Consider the following 18,647-nt stretch of genomic DNA (forward strand, 5'->3'; position numbering starts at 1 on the left):
CGATGACTGAGATCTCGTTCACCGTAGACGAACTGACCGTTCCGACGGCGCCCGGCGCCGCCGGTTGGAACGACTTTGTCGCCATGGTGGCGGTGCGCAACACGGTCGACGCCGAGGCGTATGGCAGCGATGAGCTGGATTTCACGCCCGAGGAGCTGCTGCCGGTCTGGCAGAACCAGCGTTATGAGCCCAAACGGGCGTTGGCCGCCCGGGTCGAGGGCCGCATCGTGGCGCGTGCCACGTTCGAGCGTTTGCCCGTTCGGGACGCCGACTCCGGCGAGACGACCATCACAACCAGCGCTGAGGCGAACGCTGCACCGCGTGACGTGGCCTGGCTCTCGGTTCAGGTGCTGCCCGAATGGCGACGGCACGGCATCGGCCGCGCCCTCACCGACCGAATTGAGGCCCTCGCCGCCGCCGACGGATGCCGCACGCTGATCGTCTACGCCGCGTCTCGTCCCGCGCCCGGTGCGACCCTGGCCTCGCCGACCGGATTCGGTGCGGTGCCCCTCGGGAACGCCGAGGTGCGGTTTCTGCTGCGCCGCGGGTACCGGCTGGAGCAGGTCGAGCGGGGCAGCCGCCTGTCGCTGCCGATCGGCCCGGATCTGCTGGCGAGCTTCGCCGAACAGGCCGCAGAATTTGCGGGCGTCGACTTCATCGTGCACTGCTGGTGCAACACGACTCCCCCCGAATGGCGGGAAAACATCGCCATGCTGTACTCGCGCATGAGCTCGGATGCCCCCTCCGCCGGTCTCAAGGAGCCGGTAGAGGTGTGGACCGCCGAGCGCATCGTCGACGAGGAACAGTCGTTTGCCGGTTCGCCGCGCGTGCTGCTCACCGCCGCCGTGCGCCATATCCCCACGGGTCGCCTCGTGGGCTACAGCCAGCTGTCCGTGCCCGCCGAACTCACCCGCCCGGTCAGCCAGGAAGACACCCTCGTGCTGAGGGAGTACCGCGGCCACCGCCTCGGCATGCTGCTCAAAGTTGCGAACCTGCACTACCTGCAGGGCGTCAGCCCGGGACATCCCTCGATCATCACGTTCAACGCGGAGGAAAACCGACACATGCTCGCGGTCAACGAGGCCCTGGGGTTCGTTCCGATCGGCTACGAGGGAGCCTGGCGCCGGTCGCTCCCGGCCCCACCCGCACCGCTCAACGCGGCGCCCGAGCCGGCCGCATCGAACTCAGACCGCGACTAGCTTGTACCGCGGCTCGCTCAGACCGCGGGCTAGCTCCGACCTCGACCAGCTCAGACCGCCACCAGCTTCAGCGGCCTCCTAGAAGGGGCAGTCGTTCGGTGTCGGGAGGGCCATGAGTTCGTCCCAGGTGAGGTGGCGGGGTTCGAGTGCTTTCTCCTCGGCCCTGAGTTGGGCTTTCGTTTTCGGTCGGATCGGGATCGGGATGGGTGGGTTCAGGCGGGCGTCGGGGAAGGTGGGGTAATGCCGGCCGGCCGGGCTCGTCCAGTGCAGGATGCCCTGTTTGTCTTGGCTGACTTCCCACCCGGTTTCGTGCTTGAGTCGGTGCGAGTACCGGCAGAGCATGGCGAGGTTGTTGAGGTTGGTTTCACCGCCGAAAGCCCAGTCGTGAGTGTGGTCGACGTCGTCGTCGGTGGCGGGACGGGTGCAGCCAAAGAACCGGCAGGTTTGATCGCGAATCTCGACCGCCTTGCGCAGCCCGGCCGGAACGGCGTAGCGGTCACGGCCGACGGAGAGCACGACCCCGGTCTCGGGGTGGGTGAGCAGGCGGGTGAAACCGGTCGCGGTGCCGGCGAGACGGCGGGCGGTGTCGGGATCGATCGGGACGGTGCCGTCGAGGAGGCCGGGTTCGTCGCTGTGACCCATCAACGTGAAGACGGGAACCGTCACGTGCACCGTCGCGCGCACGCCATGGCCGAGGCCCGTGGCGGTGACCCCCTGAATGAGGAGGTCGGTGGCGATATCGGCACGCAACTGGGCCCGGGTGCGCTGATCAGTATTAGTGGTGCGGAGCTCTTTGGCCATGGTGGTGAGGCGGTTGAAGATGGCGTGGGCATCGTCGGTGGGCAGCAGCAGATCGAGAAAGCTCATGCCGTCGACGGTGTCTTTGAGGCGCACACACCGTTCCGCGACGGCTTTCGTGTGCCGTCGGGTGATGGATTCCGGGTTCAGGCGTTCCCGCACCCGCGCCGCCCGGCGTCGCAGCTGCTCGATCGAGAGCCACTCGGCGTCTTTCAGCACACGCTCCTCGAACTCTCCGAGCACCTCATCGGGCAGCATGCCGGACTGGTCGACGGCGACCTGCGCGTGCTCATAGCTGATGTCCCCGCGCTGCAGCCGGGACAGCATCGCGGGCAACGACTGCGCGAGCCGTTCACTCTCGTACAGCAACGCCCGGGCCTGGTCAGGGCTCTGACGCAGCAGAGCACCAACCTCCGAGACCAGGGTCTCTTCGCCCCGGCGCTCATCGCTCCACCGCGGAATCTCCCGGCCCAACGCATCCCGCGCCGGCTCGTTGCCTGGCTCGGTCACGGGCCGGCCCGGCAGCACCAGACCCCGCATGTGGGTCTGCACCGCATCGAGGGCAAGAGCGCGGTCGGCCGCCGCCGCCGCCATCCGCCGATGCGACTCCTCGACCACATCGAGCAGCAGATTGCACTTCTCCATCCCCGACACCCACACCCGACGGGACTGTGCGGCCGGATCGGCCGGTGCGGGCTCGGCCGGCAGCGGATCGGTCAACACCGCAGCAGAGAGTCCCGGGACACACAGCGCCGGATCCAAAAGCGCTGGATCAAGCGGTGCCGGGTCGAACAGCGCCGGATCCAGCAGGGCCGGATCAAGCAGGGCCGGATCCTCAGGCTGCCAGTCAGTCGTCAGTGTGTTCTCAGATACCCACGACGCGTCGGGCGGGCGATCGGGCGGCGGAACCGGACTATCCGGCTCCTCATCTGGCATTTCCCGTGAAATGGTCATAACACCATTTTCCCACACCCAACCCCAAAACTCGAGCTTTTTTCAGGAATCGTGGCAGAAAAGTAGCAGCTATGTGCTATCCCCTAACAGGCTCGATGACCGGATGAGTTTGCACCGACACCCATGGTCCCGAGGAGGGTGGTGCAGCTGGCTCCTAGGTCGGGCGCAGCCGCTGGCACCGCGGGCACAGGTGGGAACCGCGATTCATGAACTGCTCGCGCACGATCAGGGTGCCGCACCGCGCGCACGGGGTGCCCTGCTGCCCGTAGACGCTCAGGCTGTGGGAGAAGTAACCCGACTCCCCGTTGACGTTCACGTACTGGGCGTCGAAGCTCGTGCCGCCCTCAACCAGGGCGCGCTGCAGGATGGTGCGCACCGCGGCGAGCAGCACTCGCGCCCGCGGCAGTGACAGCGAAGACGCGGGCTGCTCGTAGTGCACCTTCGCGGCGAACAGCGCTTCGTCGGCGTAGATATTGCCGATGCCGCTGATCACGGTCTGGTCGAGCAAGACCCGTTTAATGCCGGTCTTCTTGCGGGCCAGGGCACGATAGAACGCTGGCGCCGAGAAGGCCGGATCGAGCGGGTCCCGGGCAATGTGGGCGACCTGGGACGGCAGGCGACGCTGCCAGCCGGTTTCGCCGCGCTCACCGCCGGCGACCGTGGCCAGGCCCGAGAAGCCGCCGGAGCGGCCATCCGCTGTCGGCGTCATGGCGTCGACGGCCATGCTGCCGAAGATGCGCTGGTCGACGAAGTGCACCCAGAGCTCGCCGAGCACGGGGTGCTCGACCTTCAGGCGGATGCGCAACATGCGGTCGTCGACGGCGCCCGGCGCGCGCAGCAGCACCTGGCCGCTCATACCGAGGTGCGCCACGAGGGCCTGCCCGGAGCTGAGCGGCACCCAGAGAAACTTTCCGCGGCGCACGACCGCGAGCATCCGCTGCCCGTCGAGAAGCTCGACGAAGGAACCGGCCGAGGCGTCGTGGCGGCGCAGGGAACGCGGTTCGAAAACCTCGACGGCGGTGACGGATGCCCCGGTGAGCGCCGGATCCAGCCCCGCACGCACCACCTCGACCTCGGGCAGCTCAGGCATGCACGGTCAGGTCAGGCGGATCAGCGGGAGCTGCGCGCGGTGAGCTGCTCGACCGCGGAGCGAGCGGCGGCCATTTCGGCGAATTTCTTGCTCGTGCCTTCGCCATGCGCCACGAGGTCGGGCCCCACGGCCACGGCGGCAACGAAGACCTTGGCGTGATCGGGTCCGGTTTCAGTGACCGTGTAGGCGGGCGCTCCGGTTCCGCGGCGGGCGGAGAGCTCCTGCAGCGAGGTCTTGAAGTCCATCGAGCCGCCGAAGCGCTTCGGGTCGGCCAGCAGCGGCGCGATGAGGCGCAGCACGAGGGCCGTGGCGGCGTCTGCGCCGGAGTCGAGGTAGACCGCGCCGATGAGTGCCTCAACGGTGTCGGCGAGGATCGACGAGTTGTCCCGGCCGCCGGTCAGCAACTCTCCGCGGCCGAGCCGCAGGTAGTCGCCGAGGCCGATGCCCCGAGCGATGTCGGCGAGGGCGGAACTCGAGACGAGACTTGCCCGGCGCTTGGACAGCACGCCCTCATCGACCAGCGGATTGCTGCGATACAGCATGACCGCGACGGCCTGTCCCAGGATCGAATCGCCCAGAAACTCGAGGCGTTCGTTGGTGGGGATGCCGCCATTTTCGTACGCGTACGAACGATGAGTCAGTGCCAGTTCCAGAAGGTTCGGCTCAATCTGCACACCGAGGGTCGCCAGAAGAGGCGACCGCTCGGGATCAGAGTTCGTCATCGTTCGGTGTCGACAGTCGAAATTGTCGACGATTTAGATGTCGGCGACTTTACGGCCCTTGTATTCCATGAAGAGGGCGGTGCCGGCGGAGTCGGTGACGACCTTGGCGCGGTGGGGAAGGCTGTAGACAACCTTGCCGTTTTCCATGGTCTTCACGAGGGTGGGAGGGGTGGCCTTCCACTGCGCGCGACGGGAGTGGGTGTTGGAACGCGACATCTTGCGCTTCGGTACTGCCATGACTACTTCTCTTCTCTGTATGAATCAACGCTGTCTGAACCAACGCCGTCTGAGTCAACGCCGTGCTTGTCAGCATGGATGTTTTCATCCGTGTTGATGGTGGTGGAGGCTTGGAATCCCGCAAGCGCTGACCACCGGGGATCGGTCGCTTCAATCGGTTCGAGTTCCGGTGAATCTTCCAGGGGCTGCCCGGTCTCACTGTCAAGACCCGGGCAATCCCGCCGGCAAACCGGCTGGAACGGTAGTGACAAGACTACCGCGTCCCGAATCAAGGATTCCGCGTCGACATGGTCGTCGGAAATCTCAAACTCAAAAGCTTCGTCTTGAGAGTAGCCGAAAAGTTCCGAGAAATGAACTCGGACCGGCAAAGCGATGTCTTTCAAGCAGCGACCGCAGATGCCTTCGGCCGTTCCGGTGATGCTGAACGTCGCCAGGATGCCCTCGTGCATGGCTTCCAGGCGCAGGTCGGTTTCGAGCGTGGAGCCCGCCTTGACCGACACGAGGCCGGCACCGAGGTCTTCGGGCACGACAATGTCGAGTTCCCGTTCGTGCATTGTGCCGGGACGGTTGATGAGATCACGGACATCAATCGTGTATGGCGTTTTCTTGAACTTGGTCACCAGCCCTATTCTACGCGTGTGACGGGCCTCGCCCGCGCGCGGCCCCGAACAGGGCGCGTGGGCCGCTTCGAGCGAGCGACACGGGCGAGAGCGCGGCCCTCAGCCGTGCGACTCGCGGCGACGCCTCGAGCAGGGCGCCCACGACGAGCAGCACGTCCTCAGCCAGCACAGCCTCAGCGAGCACGGCGCTGCCGGCCCCGGCAGCGTTCCCACCTGGTGCGGGACGGGCGAACCGGAGCCGTTCGAAGCGACCGAGCACACGCTCAAGGGCGGCCTGGGCCGCCGGGTGCGGGTCAGCGGATGCCCCGATCCGGTCCGCGATGCGCCGCGCCACCTCCCGCGGCGTGTCTGTACGACTGACCGGCACGCCGAGGTCGAGCGCCGTGTCGGTGAGTTCCGTCCATGCGTCGGCCGCACCGGCGTCGGCACCCTGGCCCGCGCGGATGCGACGCAACCGACCACGACGCCGCCATCCCCGCAGCAGCCCCGGCACGAGCACCACGATCAGGGCCAGCAGCAGCACGGTTCCAGGCCAGAAGACGATCGCCGGGATGATCGCGTCGCCGGCGGGCGTCTGCCCGGGCACCGCACCCGCGTCGGTGGGGACGGCCGCACCGGGGGTCGCCGGCGCCGTGGCATCCGCTGCCCCGGGAGTGCTCGACGGTGCCGGATTGGCGCTCGCCTGCGCGTAGTCGGGCACGCTGCCGCGGCCCGGGGTCGGTTCGAAGGGCACCCAGCCGACGCCCACGAAGTACAGTTCCGGCCACGCGTGCAGGTCATGGGAGTCGACCTCGAAAGTTTCGATGCCCTGGTCGAAGGTGCGGGTGCCGGGCAGGTACCCGATCGAAATGCGAGCGGGAATGCCGAGCGCCCGCGCCATCACGGCCATGGCACTGGAGAAGTGCACGCAGTAACCGCTTTTCGCCTCGAGGAACGTGCCCACGACCCCGAGGCCGCCGCCGTCGTAGTCGTCCTCGACGGGCGCGTCGGTGTCGTAACGAAAGTCCGGGCCGTTGAGGAAGTCCTGGAGCGCCACCGCGGAGTCGTACGCAGACGCGCTCCCGGCCGTCACCGCACGTGCGGTGTCGTCGATGATCGCGGGGCGGTCCTCGGGCAGTTCGAGGTTCGCGGCAGCATCCGCGGGATAGTCCCTGCTCGACACCCTCAGCTGCTCGGCCGTGGGCGCGACCTCGAATCCGGAGACGGTGTAGGTCTGACCCTGCGTGGTCGCATCCACGCCGGTGACCGTGAGCGTTTCACTGTTCCAGTACCAGTCACCGGTGAGGCCGTTCACCCGGGTAGCCGGCATCGGAAGCGGCAACAGGGTCGACCGTACCCCGTCGATGACGATGGACGAACTGAAATCCACCGTGGCCACGTCGTCGCCGAGCCCGGCCGGCCGGTCGATGGCATCGACCGTGTTGGATTCGTCGACGGCGTCTTCGACGGACGTCCAGGTGGTCCCCTCGAACCGGTCCAGGGTGAGCAGGGTCAGGTAGGGGCGGTTCTCGGCCGTCGTCACGTAGTGCAGTGCCGGCCCGGCGTCGGGGCGCCGCAGGTCCTGGCCGAGGTCGATCATCGGGTTCACCCCACCTCCGAACAGTGACCCTGGGCCGCTGCCCACGCCGTTGCCCGTCGCGACCGCGGGCACGAGCAAGCTGAGCGTCAGCGCGCCGACGAGGGTGACCCCACCGAGCAGCAGCGAACCGCCACCGGAGCCCGGGCCGCCCCAGGGTCCGGACGCCCAGACGCGAGGCGCGGCGCGGCCGGGAGCCCCGGCACGGTCACGCGCCGGGCGGGTCTCGACCTGGCTGCGGCGCTGCCGTAGCCGCACGTCGATGCGTAACAGCCACAGGTACGCCGCCCCGACGAGCACGAGCGGCACGAGGCCGACGCCCTGCGACAGCACCAGGCCCGGAATGAGCACGGGGATGAGCACCGCGAGCCCCGCGATCGCGGGCACGCGCAGGGTGACCGCGATGAGGTGCACGAGCCAGGCCAGGATGCCGGCCCCCGCCGCGAGCAGGAACGCAATGCCCTCCGTCAGCACGGCGGGCGTGGTCTGTTCGTTGATCGAGCTGACGCCCTGTTCGGTGAGGGTGGTCACCACCGCGACGGTGCCGGGTGTGGGGATCAACCAGAGCAGCCCGGTTCCCTGGCCGAAGAACAGGGTGAGCACGACCACGAGCACGCCGAGGCCGGCCACCGGTACCAGCGGCCGGGGCACGCCGATGCGGCGCAGTGCGGCGAGCGCGGCGAGGGTCACGACCGCCATCATGGCGATCACCCACCACCATGCCGATCCGCGCAGCACCGGAGCCAGCCCGCTGAACCCGGTCAGCAGCAGAACGAGCAGCACGAGCATGAGCGGCCATTCAGCACTGCGGGGCGCGGTGCGGCGTCGGGCAACGCGGGCGAAGCTGCTACTCATCGAGTTCCCCCTCCCGGTCCGGGCCGGGCCGCAGCGCCGAGTCCCAGGCTTCGGGGATGTCGGCGGCCGTGTTGACGAGGATGCAACGCCACCCCGCATCACGCAGGGTGACCACGCTCCCCGGACTCACGGTGGCGAGCACGAAGGCGATGGCCGGATGGGACCGCTCGCGCAGGGCGCGCAGGTCGGCCAGGCCGCGGGCATCCGTTTCGACCAGGATCGCGACCGTGGGGCTCTGGCCCGTGCCCAGCTGCCGCAGGGGCGCCTCGTCGGGTGTCGCCGGGGCCGCGGCGATCGGTTGCACGGTGGACAGGGCCTCGAGCAGCGGGCGTTCACCGCCCACGTCGAAGAAGACGGGGGCGTCGCCGCGCAGGCCGCCGTGCTCGCGCTCGGCGCCCGGAGCGACCTGGCTCGGCCCGAGCTCGACGAGCTGCATGCGAAAACCCGCCCCGATCAGGTGTACGCCGACGGATGCCGCCACCTCGATCGCGAGCTCGAACGCGCAGGTTGTGCGGGGGTTGCTGCCCGGCGGTGTCGTGTCGAGCACGAGCCGCGCCTCGGGGTTGCTGCGCTGCTCCTCCTGACGCACCATGAGTTCGCCGTGGCGGGCGGTGGCACGCCAGTTCACCCGCCGCAGCGGGTCGCCGGGGCGGTATTCGCGGGCGATGAGCTCGTCGGCGTTGGGGCTGATGTTGCGCAGCGCTTCCCGGCTGGCGCCATCGCCGCTCACCACGGCGAGGCCGGAGCCGGGCAGCACCGTGACCCGGGGGGTGACGATGAAATCCTGGGGTTCGCCGACCGGGCGTTCGTGGAAGGCCAGGCCGAAGGGATCGCTGCGGCCGAGCTGCAGCGGTCCGCTCGTGTAGAGCCCGCGGCTCGGCGGCAGCACCGGGTAGTCCACGCGCGCGGAGTCGGGGCCGCCGTCGGGTCCGGACCCGCCCCGGTCCAGGGTCGGCAGGTCCCGTCGTTCGGGGGGACGGATGCTGCCCGACACCGTGTCTCGCCAGCGGGCTCCGAATACGGGACGCGGCGACAGGTTTCGGATTCTCAGCGAGATCAGGGCGCTGTCCCCGGCGGCGACGACCGCCGGAAACACCGCCCGCCCAACGTGCACCCGCACCGGGCGCACCGACACGAAGACGAGGGCGAGCAACGGCAACAGCAGCAGCAGCACGGCCACGAAGAGCAGGTCCCGGCGGCCGAGCACAAGGCCGACCACCGCGAGCGTCGACCCGGCGAGCAAAAACACGCCGCCGCGCAGGGTCAGCCACGGCAGCCAGGCCGGGCGGGTGCGGCGGCGGCGCGCGCTCATCGCTTCAGGCTCGCGGCGCTCATCAGGGACGGCCTTGCGCCCCGACCGGAACGGGCGTCGCCGCGACGATGCGCCGCACGATCTCCTCGATGAGCGGGGTGCTGTCCTGGTGGTGGTGGCCGAGGGCCCGACTGGTGGGCACCAGGCGGTGGCCGAGCACGGCCACCGCGAGGCCGTCGATGTCGTCGGGCAACACGTATTCGCGGCCTTGCAGGGCCGCCTGCGCTTTCGCGGCCCGGATCAGCTGCAGGGTGGCACGGGGGCTGGCACCGAGCCGCAGCTCACGGTCGTCGCGGGTCGCCCGCACGAGGTTGACGGCGTATTCCTTCACGGCCCCGGAGGCGAACACCCCGCGGGCGGCGGCCATCATGCCCCGCAGCTCAGCCCCGGAGACGACGGGATCGATGCGGGACAGCGGACTCGTGTCGTCGCGGGAATCCAGCATCGCCAGTTCGGATCCGGCATCGGGGTAGCCCATCGAGATGCGCGCCATGAAGCGGTCGCGCTGGGCCTCCGGCAGGGCGTAGGTGCCCTCCATCTCGATCGGGTTCTGCGTGGCGACGACCGTGAACGGCAGGTCGAGCGGGTACGTCGCGCCGTCCACGGTGATCTGGCGCTCCTCCATACACTCGAGCAGCGCGGACTGGGTCTTCGGGCTCGCCCGGTTGATCTCGTCACCGATGACGATGTTCGCGAACACCGGCCCGGGTTTGAACTCGAACCGGTTCTGGGCCTGGTTGAACACCGACACACCGGTCACGTCGGAGGGCAGCAGGTCGGGGGTGAACTGGATGCGACCGACGGTGCAGTCCACCGACCGTGCCAGGGCCTTGGCGAGCATGGTCTTGCCGACCCCGGGCACGTCTTCGATGAGCAGGTGGCCGCCGGCCAGCAGCACCGTCAGCGCGGTCAGCACGGCGTCGTGCTTGCCGTCGATGACGGTCTCGACGTTCTGGATGATGCTGCGGCCCGCCTCGGCGACGGCGGCCAGCGACACGGCCTCAACCATCGAAGGTTCGTCGGCGGCGAGGCCGAGGCTGGCCGTGGTCATGCCTTCGCCCGTTCCAGGAAACGGTTCACGACCGCGGGAACATAGGGCGACACATCGCCACCGAGGGCCGCCACCTGCCGCACGAGCGAGCTCGAGACGTGGGCGTTGGCGGGGTTCGGCAGCAGAAAGATGGTTTCCACCGCCGCGAGGTTGCGGTTCACGATGGCCATCGGCGTTTCGTAGGCCACGTCGACCTGCGAGCGGATGCCCTTCACCAATACGCTCGCCCCGACGTCCATGCAGTAGTCCACGAGCAGGCCCATGCTCCACGACGAGACGATGATGTTGCGCGGCAGGCCGGCCTCGACGATCGCCTGTTGCAGCAGCGACACCCGCTGGCTGATCGGCAGCAGGGCGGTCTTGCCGGGGTTGTGCACGACCAGCACGTGGAGTTCATCGAACAGGCCGGCGGCCCGGTCGATCACGTCCAGGTGTCCGAGCGTGACGGGGTCAAACGATCCGGGGACGACGGCGATCCTGCGCATAGGAAACACCCTACTGCCCTCCGGTTACCGTGCCCCTATCGAGGCGCACACTGAGGGCAGAACGGTCGTTTCTATCCCTTGTGCAGCCAGGTGAGCTGGTTGTCGTTCAGGCGCCGTTCGACGGCCTGCCGCAGCACCGGCTCGGTGCGGAGCGCCGGGTCGCCGCCGATCAGGAACAGGGCGGCCTGGCGAGCGCGAGCGATCAGCTCGCCGTCGATCGCCACCCGCAGCAGCCGCAGCGATGAGCGGTCGCCGGACTGCGAGTCCCCGAGCACGTTGCCCTCCTGACGCAGCTCAAGGTCGAGTTCGGCGAGCCGGAAGCCGTCGAGGGTGGCGGCGACGGCGTCGATGCGCTCTCGGCTGGTCGACCCGGTCTTCGCGTAGGTGGCGAGGAGGCAGAGCCCCGGAACGCCGCCGCGGCCGACCCGGCCGCGCAGCTGGTGCAGCTGGGAGACTCCGAACCGGTCGGCATCCATCACGACCATGACCGACGCGTTGGGCACGTCGACGCCGACCTCGATCACCGTCGTCGCCACGAGCACGTCGATGTCACCGGCGGCGAAGGCCCGCATGGTCTGGTCTTTCTCCTCGCTCGTCATGCGGCCGTGCAGGGGTTCGATGCGCAGACCGGCCAGCGGCCGGTACTGCCGCATGCCCCCGATGAGCGTCTCAACGTCGTTGATCGGATGTTTGTGCTCGTCGGGCACCGCGGCACCCCGGCCCGCCCGCTGGCCGGGTCTCGTGGCGACGCGGGGGGCGGATGCCACGGCGCGAGCGGGAGCATCCGTCGCCGCGTTTTCGGACTCGGCGAGGAGTTCACCCTCTTCAACCAGTTTCGGTGCGATCGCCGGGCAGACCACGAAGGCCTGTCGCCCCAGCGCGACCTCTTCGGCGACGCGGTCCCAAATGCGAAAAAACCAGCTCGGGTGTTCGTCGAGCGGCACGACGACGCTCTCGATGGGCTGCCGGCCGGCCGGGAGCGTGGCGATCGTGCTCACGTCGAGGTCGCCGAAGACGGTCATCGCGATCGTGCGGGGAATGGGCGTGGCCGTGAGCACGAGGGTGTGCGGCGGGGTCGCGCCCTTCTGGCGCAGCACCTCACGCTGGTTGACGCCGAAGCGGTGCTGTTCATCAATGACGACGAGGCCGAGGTCGAAGAACTCGACGTTGTCGCTCATCAGCGCGTGGGTGCCGATCACGATGTGCGACTGCCCGCTCACGATGCGCAGCAGGGTCTTGCGTTTCTGGGCCGCGGGCAGCTGCCCGGTGAGCAGGGTCGGCATCAGGTCGGCGGCGAGGTTCTCGCCGAGCATGGCCGTGATCGAGCGCAGGTGCTGGCCGGCGAGCACCTCGGTGGGGGCGAGCAGCGCCGCCTGGCCGCCGCTGTCGGCGACGGCCAGCATGGCCCGCAGGGCGACGACGGTCTTGCCGGAGCCGACCTCACCCTGCACGAGGCGGCTCATCGGAGACGTCGACGACAGGTCGACGGCGATCTCGGCGGCCGCGATCTGCTGGTCGAGCGTGAGCACGAAGGGCAGCTGGGCGTCGAAACGGTCGAGGAACCCGCCGGGCACCGGCTCCCGCGCCGTGGTGTGGCGCTCCTTGGCCTGGGTGTGCTGCTGCACGAGGGCGCACTGCAGCACCCACGCCTCGGTGAAGCGCAGGGTGTCGCGCGCGCTCTGCCAGTCCGTCGCCGTGTGTGGCCGGTGGATGAGTTCCAGGGCCTCGGCCTGCGACATCAGGTGCTCGTCGCGGCGCAGCATCTCGGGCACCGGGTCGGGGATGGGGCCGAGCGCGCCCAGGGTCAGGGCGACCGCGTCGGCGATCTCCCAGCTGGTGATCTTCGCCGTGGCCGGGTAGATCGGAACGATGTCCTGCAGCATCCGCTTCACCTTCGGATCGCTCACGACCTCGTCGAGGTCCTCGAGGTCGCCGTCGAAGAGCTTGTAGGCGGGGTGCGCCAGTTGCACCTGATCGCCGAACTCGGTGACCTTGCCGGCGAAGATGCCGCGCACCCCCGGGCTCAGCTCCCGGGTGCGCCAGTTCTGGCTTCCGCGGGTGCCGTTTTTGCCCTTGCCGAAGAAGACCAGGCTGAGGGTATCGCGGCCGTCGGTGATCCTGACCGTGACCCGGGTGCCGGGGCGGTTCTTCATCTCACTCTCGGTCACGGAGACAACCTGCGCGATGACGGTCACGATGTCGCCCACGATCAGGCGGGTGAGATCGGTCGACTCGCCCCGCAGTGCGTAGCGGCGCGGATAGTGGCCGAGCAGGTCGGCGATGGTCTGCATGCCGAAGGCGTTGGCGAGCTCTTTCGCCGTACCGCCGCCGACGATGGTGCCAAGCGACGAGTCGAGGGTTTTCGCGTCGCTCGGAACGTCGGAGGGCTGCACACCGGTCATGCCCCAATCGTAGGCGGGACCACCGACACTCGTGGTGGGCGGGACGCGCGGGAGCCGGGCGGGGCATCCGTCGCCTGGAAGCTAGGCTCGAACGACCATGACACGCATCGTTTCCGGGTTCGCCGGCTCCCTCACCCTGAACGTTCCGAAATCGGGAACGCGCCCCACGAGCGACCGCGTGCGGGAGGCGATGTTCAGCGCCCTCGACGCGCGCGACGCCCTGCGCGGCACCCGGGTGCTCGACCTGTACGCGGGGTCCGGCGCTCTCGGGCTCGAGGCGGCCAGCCGCGGCGCGCGCATCGTGACGCTCGTCGAAAACGGCTTCGGAGCGGCGCAGATGTGCCGCAAGAACGCGGATGCCGTGCTGCGCATGGCCCCGAAAAAAGCGAGCGCCGACGACCACGCGCTCAAAATCACCGTGAGCACCCAGGCCGTGCAGTCTTTTCTCGCGGCGACCAAGGACGGCTTCGACATCGTCTTCATCGACCCGCCCTACGACCTGGGCGACGCGGAACTCGGCGCGAACCTCGCCGCCCTCGCGCCGCTCGTCGCCGAGGACGCGCTGCTCATCGTCGAGCGCAGTTCGCGCTCGCCGGAACCCGCGTGGGGCTCCGCGTTCGAACTCGACCGCCGCAAAGACTACGGCGACACGACCGTCTGGTACGCCTCCCCCGCCCTTCCCCCCGCCGCCCCTTAGTTTCGCGAGTGAGCACTTTATGCACTTCCCGGGCTCGGGAAGTGCATAAAGTGCTCACTCGCGGGGATCAGGCGGCGCCGTCCCAGCCGCGGTAGGGGTCCCAGCCACCCTGCTCGTGCGGCACGCCGTCGAGGAGCACGGCGCCGGCATCCGCGGTCACCGTGCCGAGCGGGCGAAAACCGGCCGGCAAGGGCGCGCCGGGCGGAAACGTCGCGAGCAGGCCGTGGTCTTCGCCGCCGCCGAGGGCGCGTTCGGGCGAGTCGCCGAGGTCCTTCGAGAAGAAGTTGAGGCCGACCCCGCTCGCTCGGGCGATGCGGCCGGCGTCGATCGCGAGCCCGTCGGAGACGTCGAGCATCGCGGTGGCCCCGCCGAGGGCGGCGGCCGGGCCGCGGTCGATCGGCGGCTTGGGGCGCAGTTGGGCGGCGACGGCCCGCGGATGCTCCGCCTTCAGCAGGTCTGCCCGGCCGGCATCCGGGGTGCCCGCGTCGTCGACACCGTATCGGAACAGCAGCGCGAGCCCCTCGCCGGCGTCACCGAGGGTGCCGGCCAGCGCCACGACGTCCCCGGGGCGCGCGCCGGAGCGCAGCACGGGCGCACGGCCCTCCAAGTCCCCGAAGGCCGTGACAGCGAGGGTGAGGGCGTCGGAGGCCGACAGGTCACCGCCGACCACGCCACATCCGGGAGCCAGCGCGGCGCAGCAGGCCCGCAGACCGTCGGCGATGCCCTCGAGCACCGACACCGCTGTCGACGGCGGTGCCGCGATCGCGAGCACGAGCGCGGTCGGCACGGCCCCCATCGCGGCCACATCGGACAGGTTCGTCGCCGCGGCCTTCCAGCCGAGATCGAACGGGGTCGACCAGGCGAGGCGAAAGTCCGGCCCCTGGATCATCATGTCCGTCGTCACGACGAAACGCCCGTCGGGGGCGCGGATGACGGCCGCGTCATCGCCCGGCCCGAGCAGCTGGGCAGCGGATGTCGGCAGCCGCGGAAATATCCGCTCCAGCACCGCGCCCTCGCTCAGGTCGGCCAGGGTCTCTGCGGAAGTCGTCATGCTTCAAACGGTAACCTGAATCCGTGACCCCTTCTTCTTCACCCGCACCGCGCCATCCGCTTTCCCGCTCGCGCAGTGGCCGCCGCGCCCGAACGGGCCGCGCTCGCAGCGTCGGTGCGGCGGCACTCGTGCTCGCCGGTGTGGCGCTGCTGACCGGATGCACCCCGTCGGTGCCGCTCGACCCCGCGGCCGACGCCGAGAACCCGGGCTGCGCCGACCTCATCGTGCGGCTGCCCGACACGGTCGCCGACCAGCCCAGCCGTGAGACGAACGCACAGGCGACCGGCGCCTGGGGCGACCCGGCCGCGATTTTGCTGCACTGCGGCGTCGACGTTCCCGGCCCCACGACGCTGCCGTGCGTCACCATCAACGGCATCGACTGGATCGAAGACGACTCCGAAGCGCCGCTCTACCGGTTCACGAGCTACGGCCGAGAGCCGGCAACCGAGATCGTCATCGACTCCGACCGGGTCGCCGGCTCGACGGCACTCGTCGACCTGTCCCCCGCGATGGAGTTCATTCCCGCCACCAACGGCTGCCTCGGCGCCGAAGACCTCGACATCCCCGAGTCCTGAGCCTGCCCGGCACCTCCCCGTGCGCGAGTGGGCGCAATTGGCCCCATGCTCCGCGAGTGGGCGCAGATGGCCCCTTGAACTCGATTCAAGGGGCCATTCGCGCACCCGCAGAGTGAAGCTAGCCGCGGCGCTCGGCGTGGGACAGCGCCACGTCGATGAGCTCGTCGATCAGCTCGGGATACGTGTAGCCGCTCGCGAGCCAGCAGCTCGGGAACATCGAGATCGCCGTGAAGCCGGGCATCGTGTTGATCTCGTTGATCACCCAGCCTTCCGCGGTCAGAAAGAAGTCCACCCGGGCGAGCCCGGCTCCGGAGATCGCGTCGAACGCGGCCAGCGCCAGGCGCTGCATCTCGGCGAGTTCCGCCGCGTCAAGCGGTGCCGGGCACACCAGTTCCACTCCCCCGGCGCCGAGGTACTTCGCGTCGAAGTCGTAGAACTCGCGGCCGGTGACGATCACTTCGCCGGCGACGGATGCCCGACTCGGCTCCCCCGGGCGCCCCTGCAGCACCGCGACCTCGAGTTCCCGGCCGATCAGGCCGGACTCGATGAGCACCTTGGAGTCTTCGCGCAGGGCGAGCTCCATGGCATCCGCTAACTGGGCGGGGGTGGAGACCCGGCTGACGCCGACGCTCGAGCCGGCCCGGGCGGGCTTGACGAAAGCGGGCAGGCCGAGCCGGTCGAGGGCGGCGTAGGCCGGAGCGGTGTCGGCGGCCCAGCCCTCCGCCGTGACGGTCTGCCACGGCGCGATCGGCAGGCCGGCCTGCTGAAAAACGGTCTTGGTGAAGTGCTTGTCCATGCCGAGTGCCGAGGCGAGCACGCCCGAGCCCACGAAGGGCAGGCCGACGAGTTCGAGCAGGCCCTGGATGGTGCCGTCCTCACCGAACGGCCCGTGCAGGATCGGAAACACGAGGTCGGCGCTGCCGAGGCTGCGCTCCACACCGTTCTCGACGACCGTCAGCTCACGGCTGCCGGTGCTGTCCGGCCAGCGCACCCGCGTGCCGTTGTCCACGACGACGGGAAGGTCGTCGGCGTGGGCGTCCGGGTGCAGCACGAACTTCGCCGGGTCGTCGTCTTCGAGCACGAACGCGCCCTCCCGCGTGATGCCGACCGGGATGACGGTGTAACGCTCGCGGTCAATCGCGGCGAGAACCCCGCCCGCCGTGGCGCAGCTGATCGAGTGTTCGCTTGACCGACCGCCAAAAAGCAGTACCACCGTGAGAGTCATCAATGTTCCTTTCGCCCTGCGGTTCGCTGGACTCGGTGGTGAGGTGCGGGGCGATGTCCCGCGGGTTGAGTGTGCCGTCGAGCACCTGGCGTACCTGCTCGACGATGGGCATGTCGACGCCCTTGGCGCGGGCGAGGTCCAGGATCGGGCCGACGGATGCCAGCCCCTCCGTGGTCTGCTGCATCTGCTTCACGACGTCGTGGATGCTGTAGCCCTGGCCGAGCAGGCGTCCCGCCGTGTTGTTGCGCGACAGCGGCGAGGTGCAGGTGGCGATCAAGTCGCCGAGGCCGGCGAGGCCCGACAGGGTCTCCGGCTGGGCGCCATAGGCGACGGCGAAGTCGGTCATCTCGACGAGGCCGCGGGTGATGATCGACGCCTTCGTGTTCTCGCCGTAGCCGACACCGTCGACGATGCCGATCGCCACGGCAATCAGGTTCTTGAGCACGCCGCCGAACTCGGTGCCGATGACATCGGTGTTGACGTAGGAGCGAAAGTAGCGGTTCGTGGCGAGCTTGGCCACGATGTGCGCGGTCTCCATGCTCAGTGACGAGACGACGGCGGCCGTGGGCTGTTCGCGGGCGATTTCCAGGGCGAGGTTCGGGCCGCTGATCGCGGCGATGTGCTCCGGGGCGATCGGCAGGGTCTCCGCGATGACCTCGCTCATGCGCATGCCGGTGGAGCGTTCGACGCCCTTCATGAGCGAGACGAGAATCACGCCGGGCTCGAGGAACGGTTCCATCAGCACGAGGTTGTCGCGCAGGGTCTGGCTCGGCACCGAGATGAACACGACCTTGGCTCCGGCGAGGGCTTTCTGCAGGTCGGGAGTCGCGCGCAGCCCGACGGGCAGGTTGATGCCGCTGAGGTAATCGCTGTTGCGACGCGCCTCATGGATCTCGCGTGCCAGTTCGGGGCGGCGGGCCCAGAGCACGACGTCGGCGCCGCCGTCCACGAGGATCTTCGAGAAGGTGGTTCCCCAGCTTCCGGCGCCGAGTACGGCGACGCGGGTTCCGGGGTGGATCTTAGGCTTCAAAACGGCCGGTCTCTTTCTGGTCGTGCTCGCTGGGATTCCAGCGTTTTTCGGGCGCCTTCTCACCGCGCAGGTCTTCGAGCAGGCGGGTGATGGCATCCATCACCACCGCGGTGGCTTCGTTGAGGGTGGCTGTGTCGAGGCTGCGTTCGCTGAACCGGGACAGGTCGACGGGGTCGCCGATCTTCACGGTGATGGTCTTGCGGGGAAACAGGCGCAGCTTCTTGGAGTAACGCGGCATGAGCGCCTGGGTTCCCCAGTGCGCCGCCGGGATGACGGGGATGCCCTGCTCGAGTGCGATGCGCACGGCACCGGTCTTGCCGCGCATCGGCCACATGTCGGGGTCGCGGGTGAGCGAACCCTCCGGGTAGACCACGACCATCTGGCCGAGTTCGACGAGCTTGCGGGCGGCCGCGACGGGCTGGCTGCCGCGCACCGATCCGCCGCGCTGCACGGGAACCTGGCCGGACTTGGCCAGCAGCCAGCCGGCTACGGGAATCTTGAACAGCGAGGCCTTGGCAAGGAACCGTGGCAGGCGGCCGAGCTTCCAGGCGACGACACCCATGACGATCGGGTCGATCTCGCTGTAGTGGTTCGGCGCGAACACGAGCGCACCCTGCCGCGGCATCTTGTGGCCGTCGATGATCGTGAACTTCACGGCCATGTTCATGCCGGGCAGAACGAGGGCGCCGAGGATCCAGAAGATCGAGGGCTTGCTCTTCTCGGATCGGACCCGAGCGGTCCGCGCCGGCGGCACCTGGGCGCCGCCGG

General features: G+C 69.2%; 17 protein-coding genes. 3 read left to right on the forward strand and 14 right to left on the reverse strand.

Annotated features, from left to right (window positions below):
• Positions 1 to 2 precede the first annotated feature (2 nt).
• Positions 3 to 1,199, forward strand: a complete 1,197-nt coding sequence (locus D6T64_RS21365) for a GNAT family N-acetyltransferase (protein ID WP_119976695.1) — start codon at positions 3 to 5, stop codon at positions 1,197 to 1,199.
• A 78-nt stretch (positions 1,200 to 1,277) separates the two neighbouring features.
• Here D6T64_RS21365 and D6T64_RS21370 read toward each other — a convergent pair whose 3' ends face one another.
• From D6T64_RS21370 to D6T64_RS21415, 10 genes are all read right to left on the reverse strand, one after another.
• On the reverse strand, positions 1,278 to 2,951 hold the full coding sequence (locus D6T64_RS21370; RefSeq protein ID WP_119976696.1) for an HNH endonuclease signature motif containing protein: 1,674 nt from the start codon (positions 2,949 to 2,951) through the stop codon (positions 1,278 to 1,280).
• Positions 2,952 to 3,105: 154 nt separating this feature from the next.
• Entirely contained in the window at positions 3,106 to 4,041 is a 936-nt protein-coding gene (gene mutM / locus D6T64_RS21375; protein WP_119976697.1) for a bifunctional DNA-formamidopyrimidine glycosylase/DNA-(apurinic or apyrimidinic site) lyase, read from the reverse strand.
• Positions 4,042 to 4,061: 20 nt separating this feature from the next.
• A complete protein-coding gene (rnc, locus tag D6T64_RS21380) occupies positions 4,062 to 4,763 on the reverse strand; it encodes a ribonuclease III (RefSeq protein WP_119976698.1) in 702 nt (233 codons plus the stop codon).
• A 33-nt stretch (positions 4,764 to 4,796) separates the two neighbouring features.
• Positions 4,797 to 5,000: a 50S ribosomal protein L32 gene (rpmF, locus tag D6T64_RS21385; RefSeq protein WP_119976699.1), complete on the reverse strand. Its 204-nt coding sequence runs from the start codon at positions 4,998 to 5,000 to the stop codon at positions 4,797 to 4,799.
• 2 nt (positions 5,001 to 5,002) lie between these two features.
• Positions 5,003 to 5,620, reverse strand: a complete 618-nt coding sequence (locus D6T64_RS21390; protein WP_233551491.1) for a YceD family protein — start codon at positions 5,618 to 5,620, stop codon at positions 5,003 to 5,005.
• Positions 5,621 to 5,630: 10 nt separating this feature from the next.
• Positions 5,631 to 8,051, reverse strand: coding sequence for a transglutaminase TgpA family protein (locus D6T64_RS21395; protein ID WP_158594933.1), 2,421 nt, complete (start codon positions 8,049 to 8,051; stop codon positions 5,631 to 5,633).
• Positions 8,044 to 9,363, reverse strand: coding sequence for a DUF58 domain-containing protein (locus D6T64_RS21400; RefSeq protein WP_119976701.1), 1,320 nt, complete (start codon positions 9,361 to 9,363; stop codon positions 8,044 to 8,046). The genes D6T64_RS21395 and D6T64_RS21400 overlap by 8 nt, the downstream gene beginning before the upstream one ends.
• Positions 9,364 to 9,385: 22 nt before the next feature.
• On the reverse strand, positions 9,386 to 10,414 hold the full coding sequence (locus D6T64_RS21405; RefSeq protein WP_119976702.1) for an AAA family ATPase: 1,029 nt from the start codon (positions 10,412 to 10,414) through the stop codon (positions 9,386 to 9,388).
• Positions 10,411 to 10,899 (reverse strand): pantetheine-phosphate adenylyltransferase, encoded by a 489-nt coding sequence (coaD, locus tag D6T64_RS21410; RefSeq protein WP_119976703.1) that lies wholly within the window; start codon positions 10,897 to 10,899, stop codon positions 10,411 to 10,413. Before coaD ends, D6T64_RS21405 begins: the two co-directional genes overlap by 4 nt.
• Positions 10,900 to 10,970: 71 nt before the next feature.
• Positions 10,971 to 13,301, reverse strand: coding sequence for an ATP-dependent DNA helicase RecG (locus D6T64_RS21415; protein WP_119976704.1), 2,331 nt, complete (start codon positions 13,299 to 13,301; stop codon positions 10,971 to 10,973).
• Positions 13,302 to 13,398: 97 nt separating this feature from the next.
• Between D6T64_RS21415 and rsmD the strand changes: the two genes are divergently transcribed.
• Positions 13,399 to 13,998 carry a 16S rRNA (guanine(966)-N(2))-methyltransferase RsmD gene (rsmD, locus tag D6T64_RS21420; RefSeq protein ID WP_119976705.1) on the forward strand — a complete coding sequence of 200 codons (600 nt, stop codon included), beginning with the start codon at positions 13,399 to 13,401 and terminating at the stop codon, positions 13,996 to 13,998.
• Positions 13,999 to 14,065: 67 nt separating this feature from the next.
• Here the strand turns inward: rsmD and thiL are convergent, their stop codons facing one another.
• On the reverse strand, positions 14,066 to 15,049 hold the full coding sequence (gene thiL / locus D6T64_RS21425; RefSeq protein WP_119976706.1) for a thiamine-phosphate kinase: 984 nt from the start codon (positions 15,047 to 15,049) through the stop codon (positions 14,066 to 14,068).
• 23 nt (positions 15,050 to 15,072) lie between these two features.
• Between thiL and D6T64_RS21430 the strand changes: the two genes are divergently transcribed.
• Positions 15,073 to 15,624 carry a DUF3515 domain-containing protein gene (locus D6T64_RS21430; protein ID WP_119976707.1) on the forward strand — a complete coding sequence of 184 codons (552 nt, stop codon included), beginning with the start codon at positions 15,073 to 15,075 and terminating at the stop codon, positions 15,622 to 15,624.
• Between the two features lie 118 nt (positions 15,625 to 15,742).
• Here D6T64_RS21430 and D6T64_RS21435 read toward each other — a convergent pair whose 3' ends face one another.
• From D6T64_RS21435 to D6T64_RS21445, 3 genes are read right to left on the reverse strand one after another with little or no spacing between them, the layout of a single operon-like run.
• Positions 15,743 to 16,849 (reverse strand): D-alanine--D-alanine ligase family protein, encoded by a 1,107-nt coding sequence (locus D6T64_RS21435; RefSeq protein WP_119976708.1) that lies wholly within the window; start codon positions 16,847 to 16,849, stop codon positions 15,743 to 15,745.
• Entirely contained in the window at positions 16,758 to 17,879 is a 1,122-nt protein-coding gene (locus D6T64_RS21440; protein ID WP_233551493.1) for an NAD(P)H-dependent glycerol-3-phosphate dehydrogenase, read from the reverse strand. Before D6T64_RS21440 ends, D6T64_RS21435 begins: the two co-directional genes overlap by 92 nt.
• On the reverse strand, positions 17,869 to 18,546 hold the full coding sequence (locus D6T64_RS21445) for a lysophospholipid acyltransferase family protein (protein WP_377010467.1): 678 nt from the start codon (positions 18,544 to 18,546) through the stop codon (positions 17,869 to 17,871). Before D6T64_RS21445 ends, D6T64_RS21440 begins: the two co-directional genes overlap by 11 nt.
• Positions 18,547 to 18,647: the final 101 nt, after the last annotated feature.

Origin of the sequence: Cryobacterium melibiosiphilum, from assembly GCF_003602235.1 — a bacterium.
Classification (GTDB): Bacteria; Actinomycetota; Actinomycetes; order Actinomycetales; family Microbacteriaceae; genus Cryobacterium; species Cryobacterium melibiosiphilum.

Bases quoted from the DNA above. Each gene is read 5' to 3' on its own strand.
- D6T64_RS21365 (WP_119976695.1), top strand. From the start codon at position 3: ATGACTGAGATCTCGTTCACCGTAGACGAACTGACCGTTCCGACGGCG.
- D6T64_RS21370 (WP_119976696.1), bottom strand. From the start codon at position 2,951: ATGACCATTTCACGGGAAATGCCAGATGAGGAGCCGGATAGTCCGGTT.
- mutM (WP_119976697.1), bottom strand. From the start codon at position 4,041: ATGCCTGAGCTGCCCGAGGTCGAGGTGGTGCGTGCGGGGCTGGATCCG.
- rnc (WP_119976698.1), bottom strand. From the start codon at position 4,763: ATGACGAACTCTGATCCCGAGCGGTCGCCTCTTCTGGCGACCCTCGGT.
- rpmF (WP_119976699.1), bottom strand. From the start codon at position 5,000: ATGGCAGTACCGAAGCGCAAGATGTCGCGTTCCAACACCCACTCCCGT.
- D6T64_RS21395 (WP_158594933.1), bottom strand. From the start codon at position 8,051: ATGAGTAGCAGCTTCGCCCGCGTTGCCCGACGCCGCACCGCGCCCCGC.
- D6T64_RS21400 (WP_119976701.1), bottom strand. From the start codon at position 9,363: ATGAGCGCGCGCCGCCGCCGCACCCGCCCGGCCTGGCTGCCGTGGCTG.
- D6T64_RS21405 (WP_119976702.1), bottom strand. From the start codon at position 10,414: ATGACCACGGCCAGCCTCGGCCTCGCCGCCGACGAACCTTCGATGGTT.
- coaD (WP_119976703.1), bottom strand. From the start codon at position 10,899: ATGCGCAGGATCGCCGTCGTCCCCGGATCGTTTGACCCCGTCACGCTC.
- D6T64_RS21415 (WP_119976704.1), bottom strand. From the start codon at position 13,301: ATGACCGGTGTGCAGCCCTCCGACGTTCCGAGCGACGCGAAAACCCTC.
- rsmD (WP_119976705.1), top strand. From the start codon at position 13,399: ATGACACGCATCGTTTCCGGGTTCGCCGGCTCCCTCACCCTGAACGTT.
- thiL (WP_119976706.1), bottom strand. From the start codon at position 15,049: ATGACGACTTCCGCAGAGACCCTGGCCGACCTGAGCGAGGGCGCGGTG.
- D6T64_RS21435 (WP_119976708.1), bottom strand. From the start codon at position 16,849: ATGACTCTCACGGTGGTACTGCTTTTTGGCGGTCGGTCAAGCGAACAC.
- D6T64_RS21445 (WP_377010467.1), bottom strand. From the start codon at position 18,546: ATGAACATGGCCGTGAAGTTCACGATCATCGACGGCCACAAGATGCCG.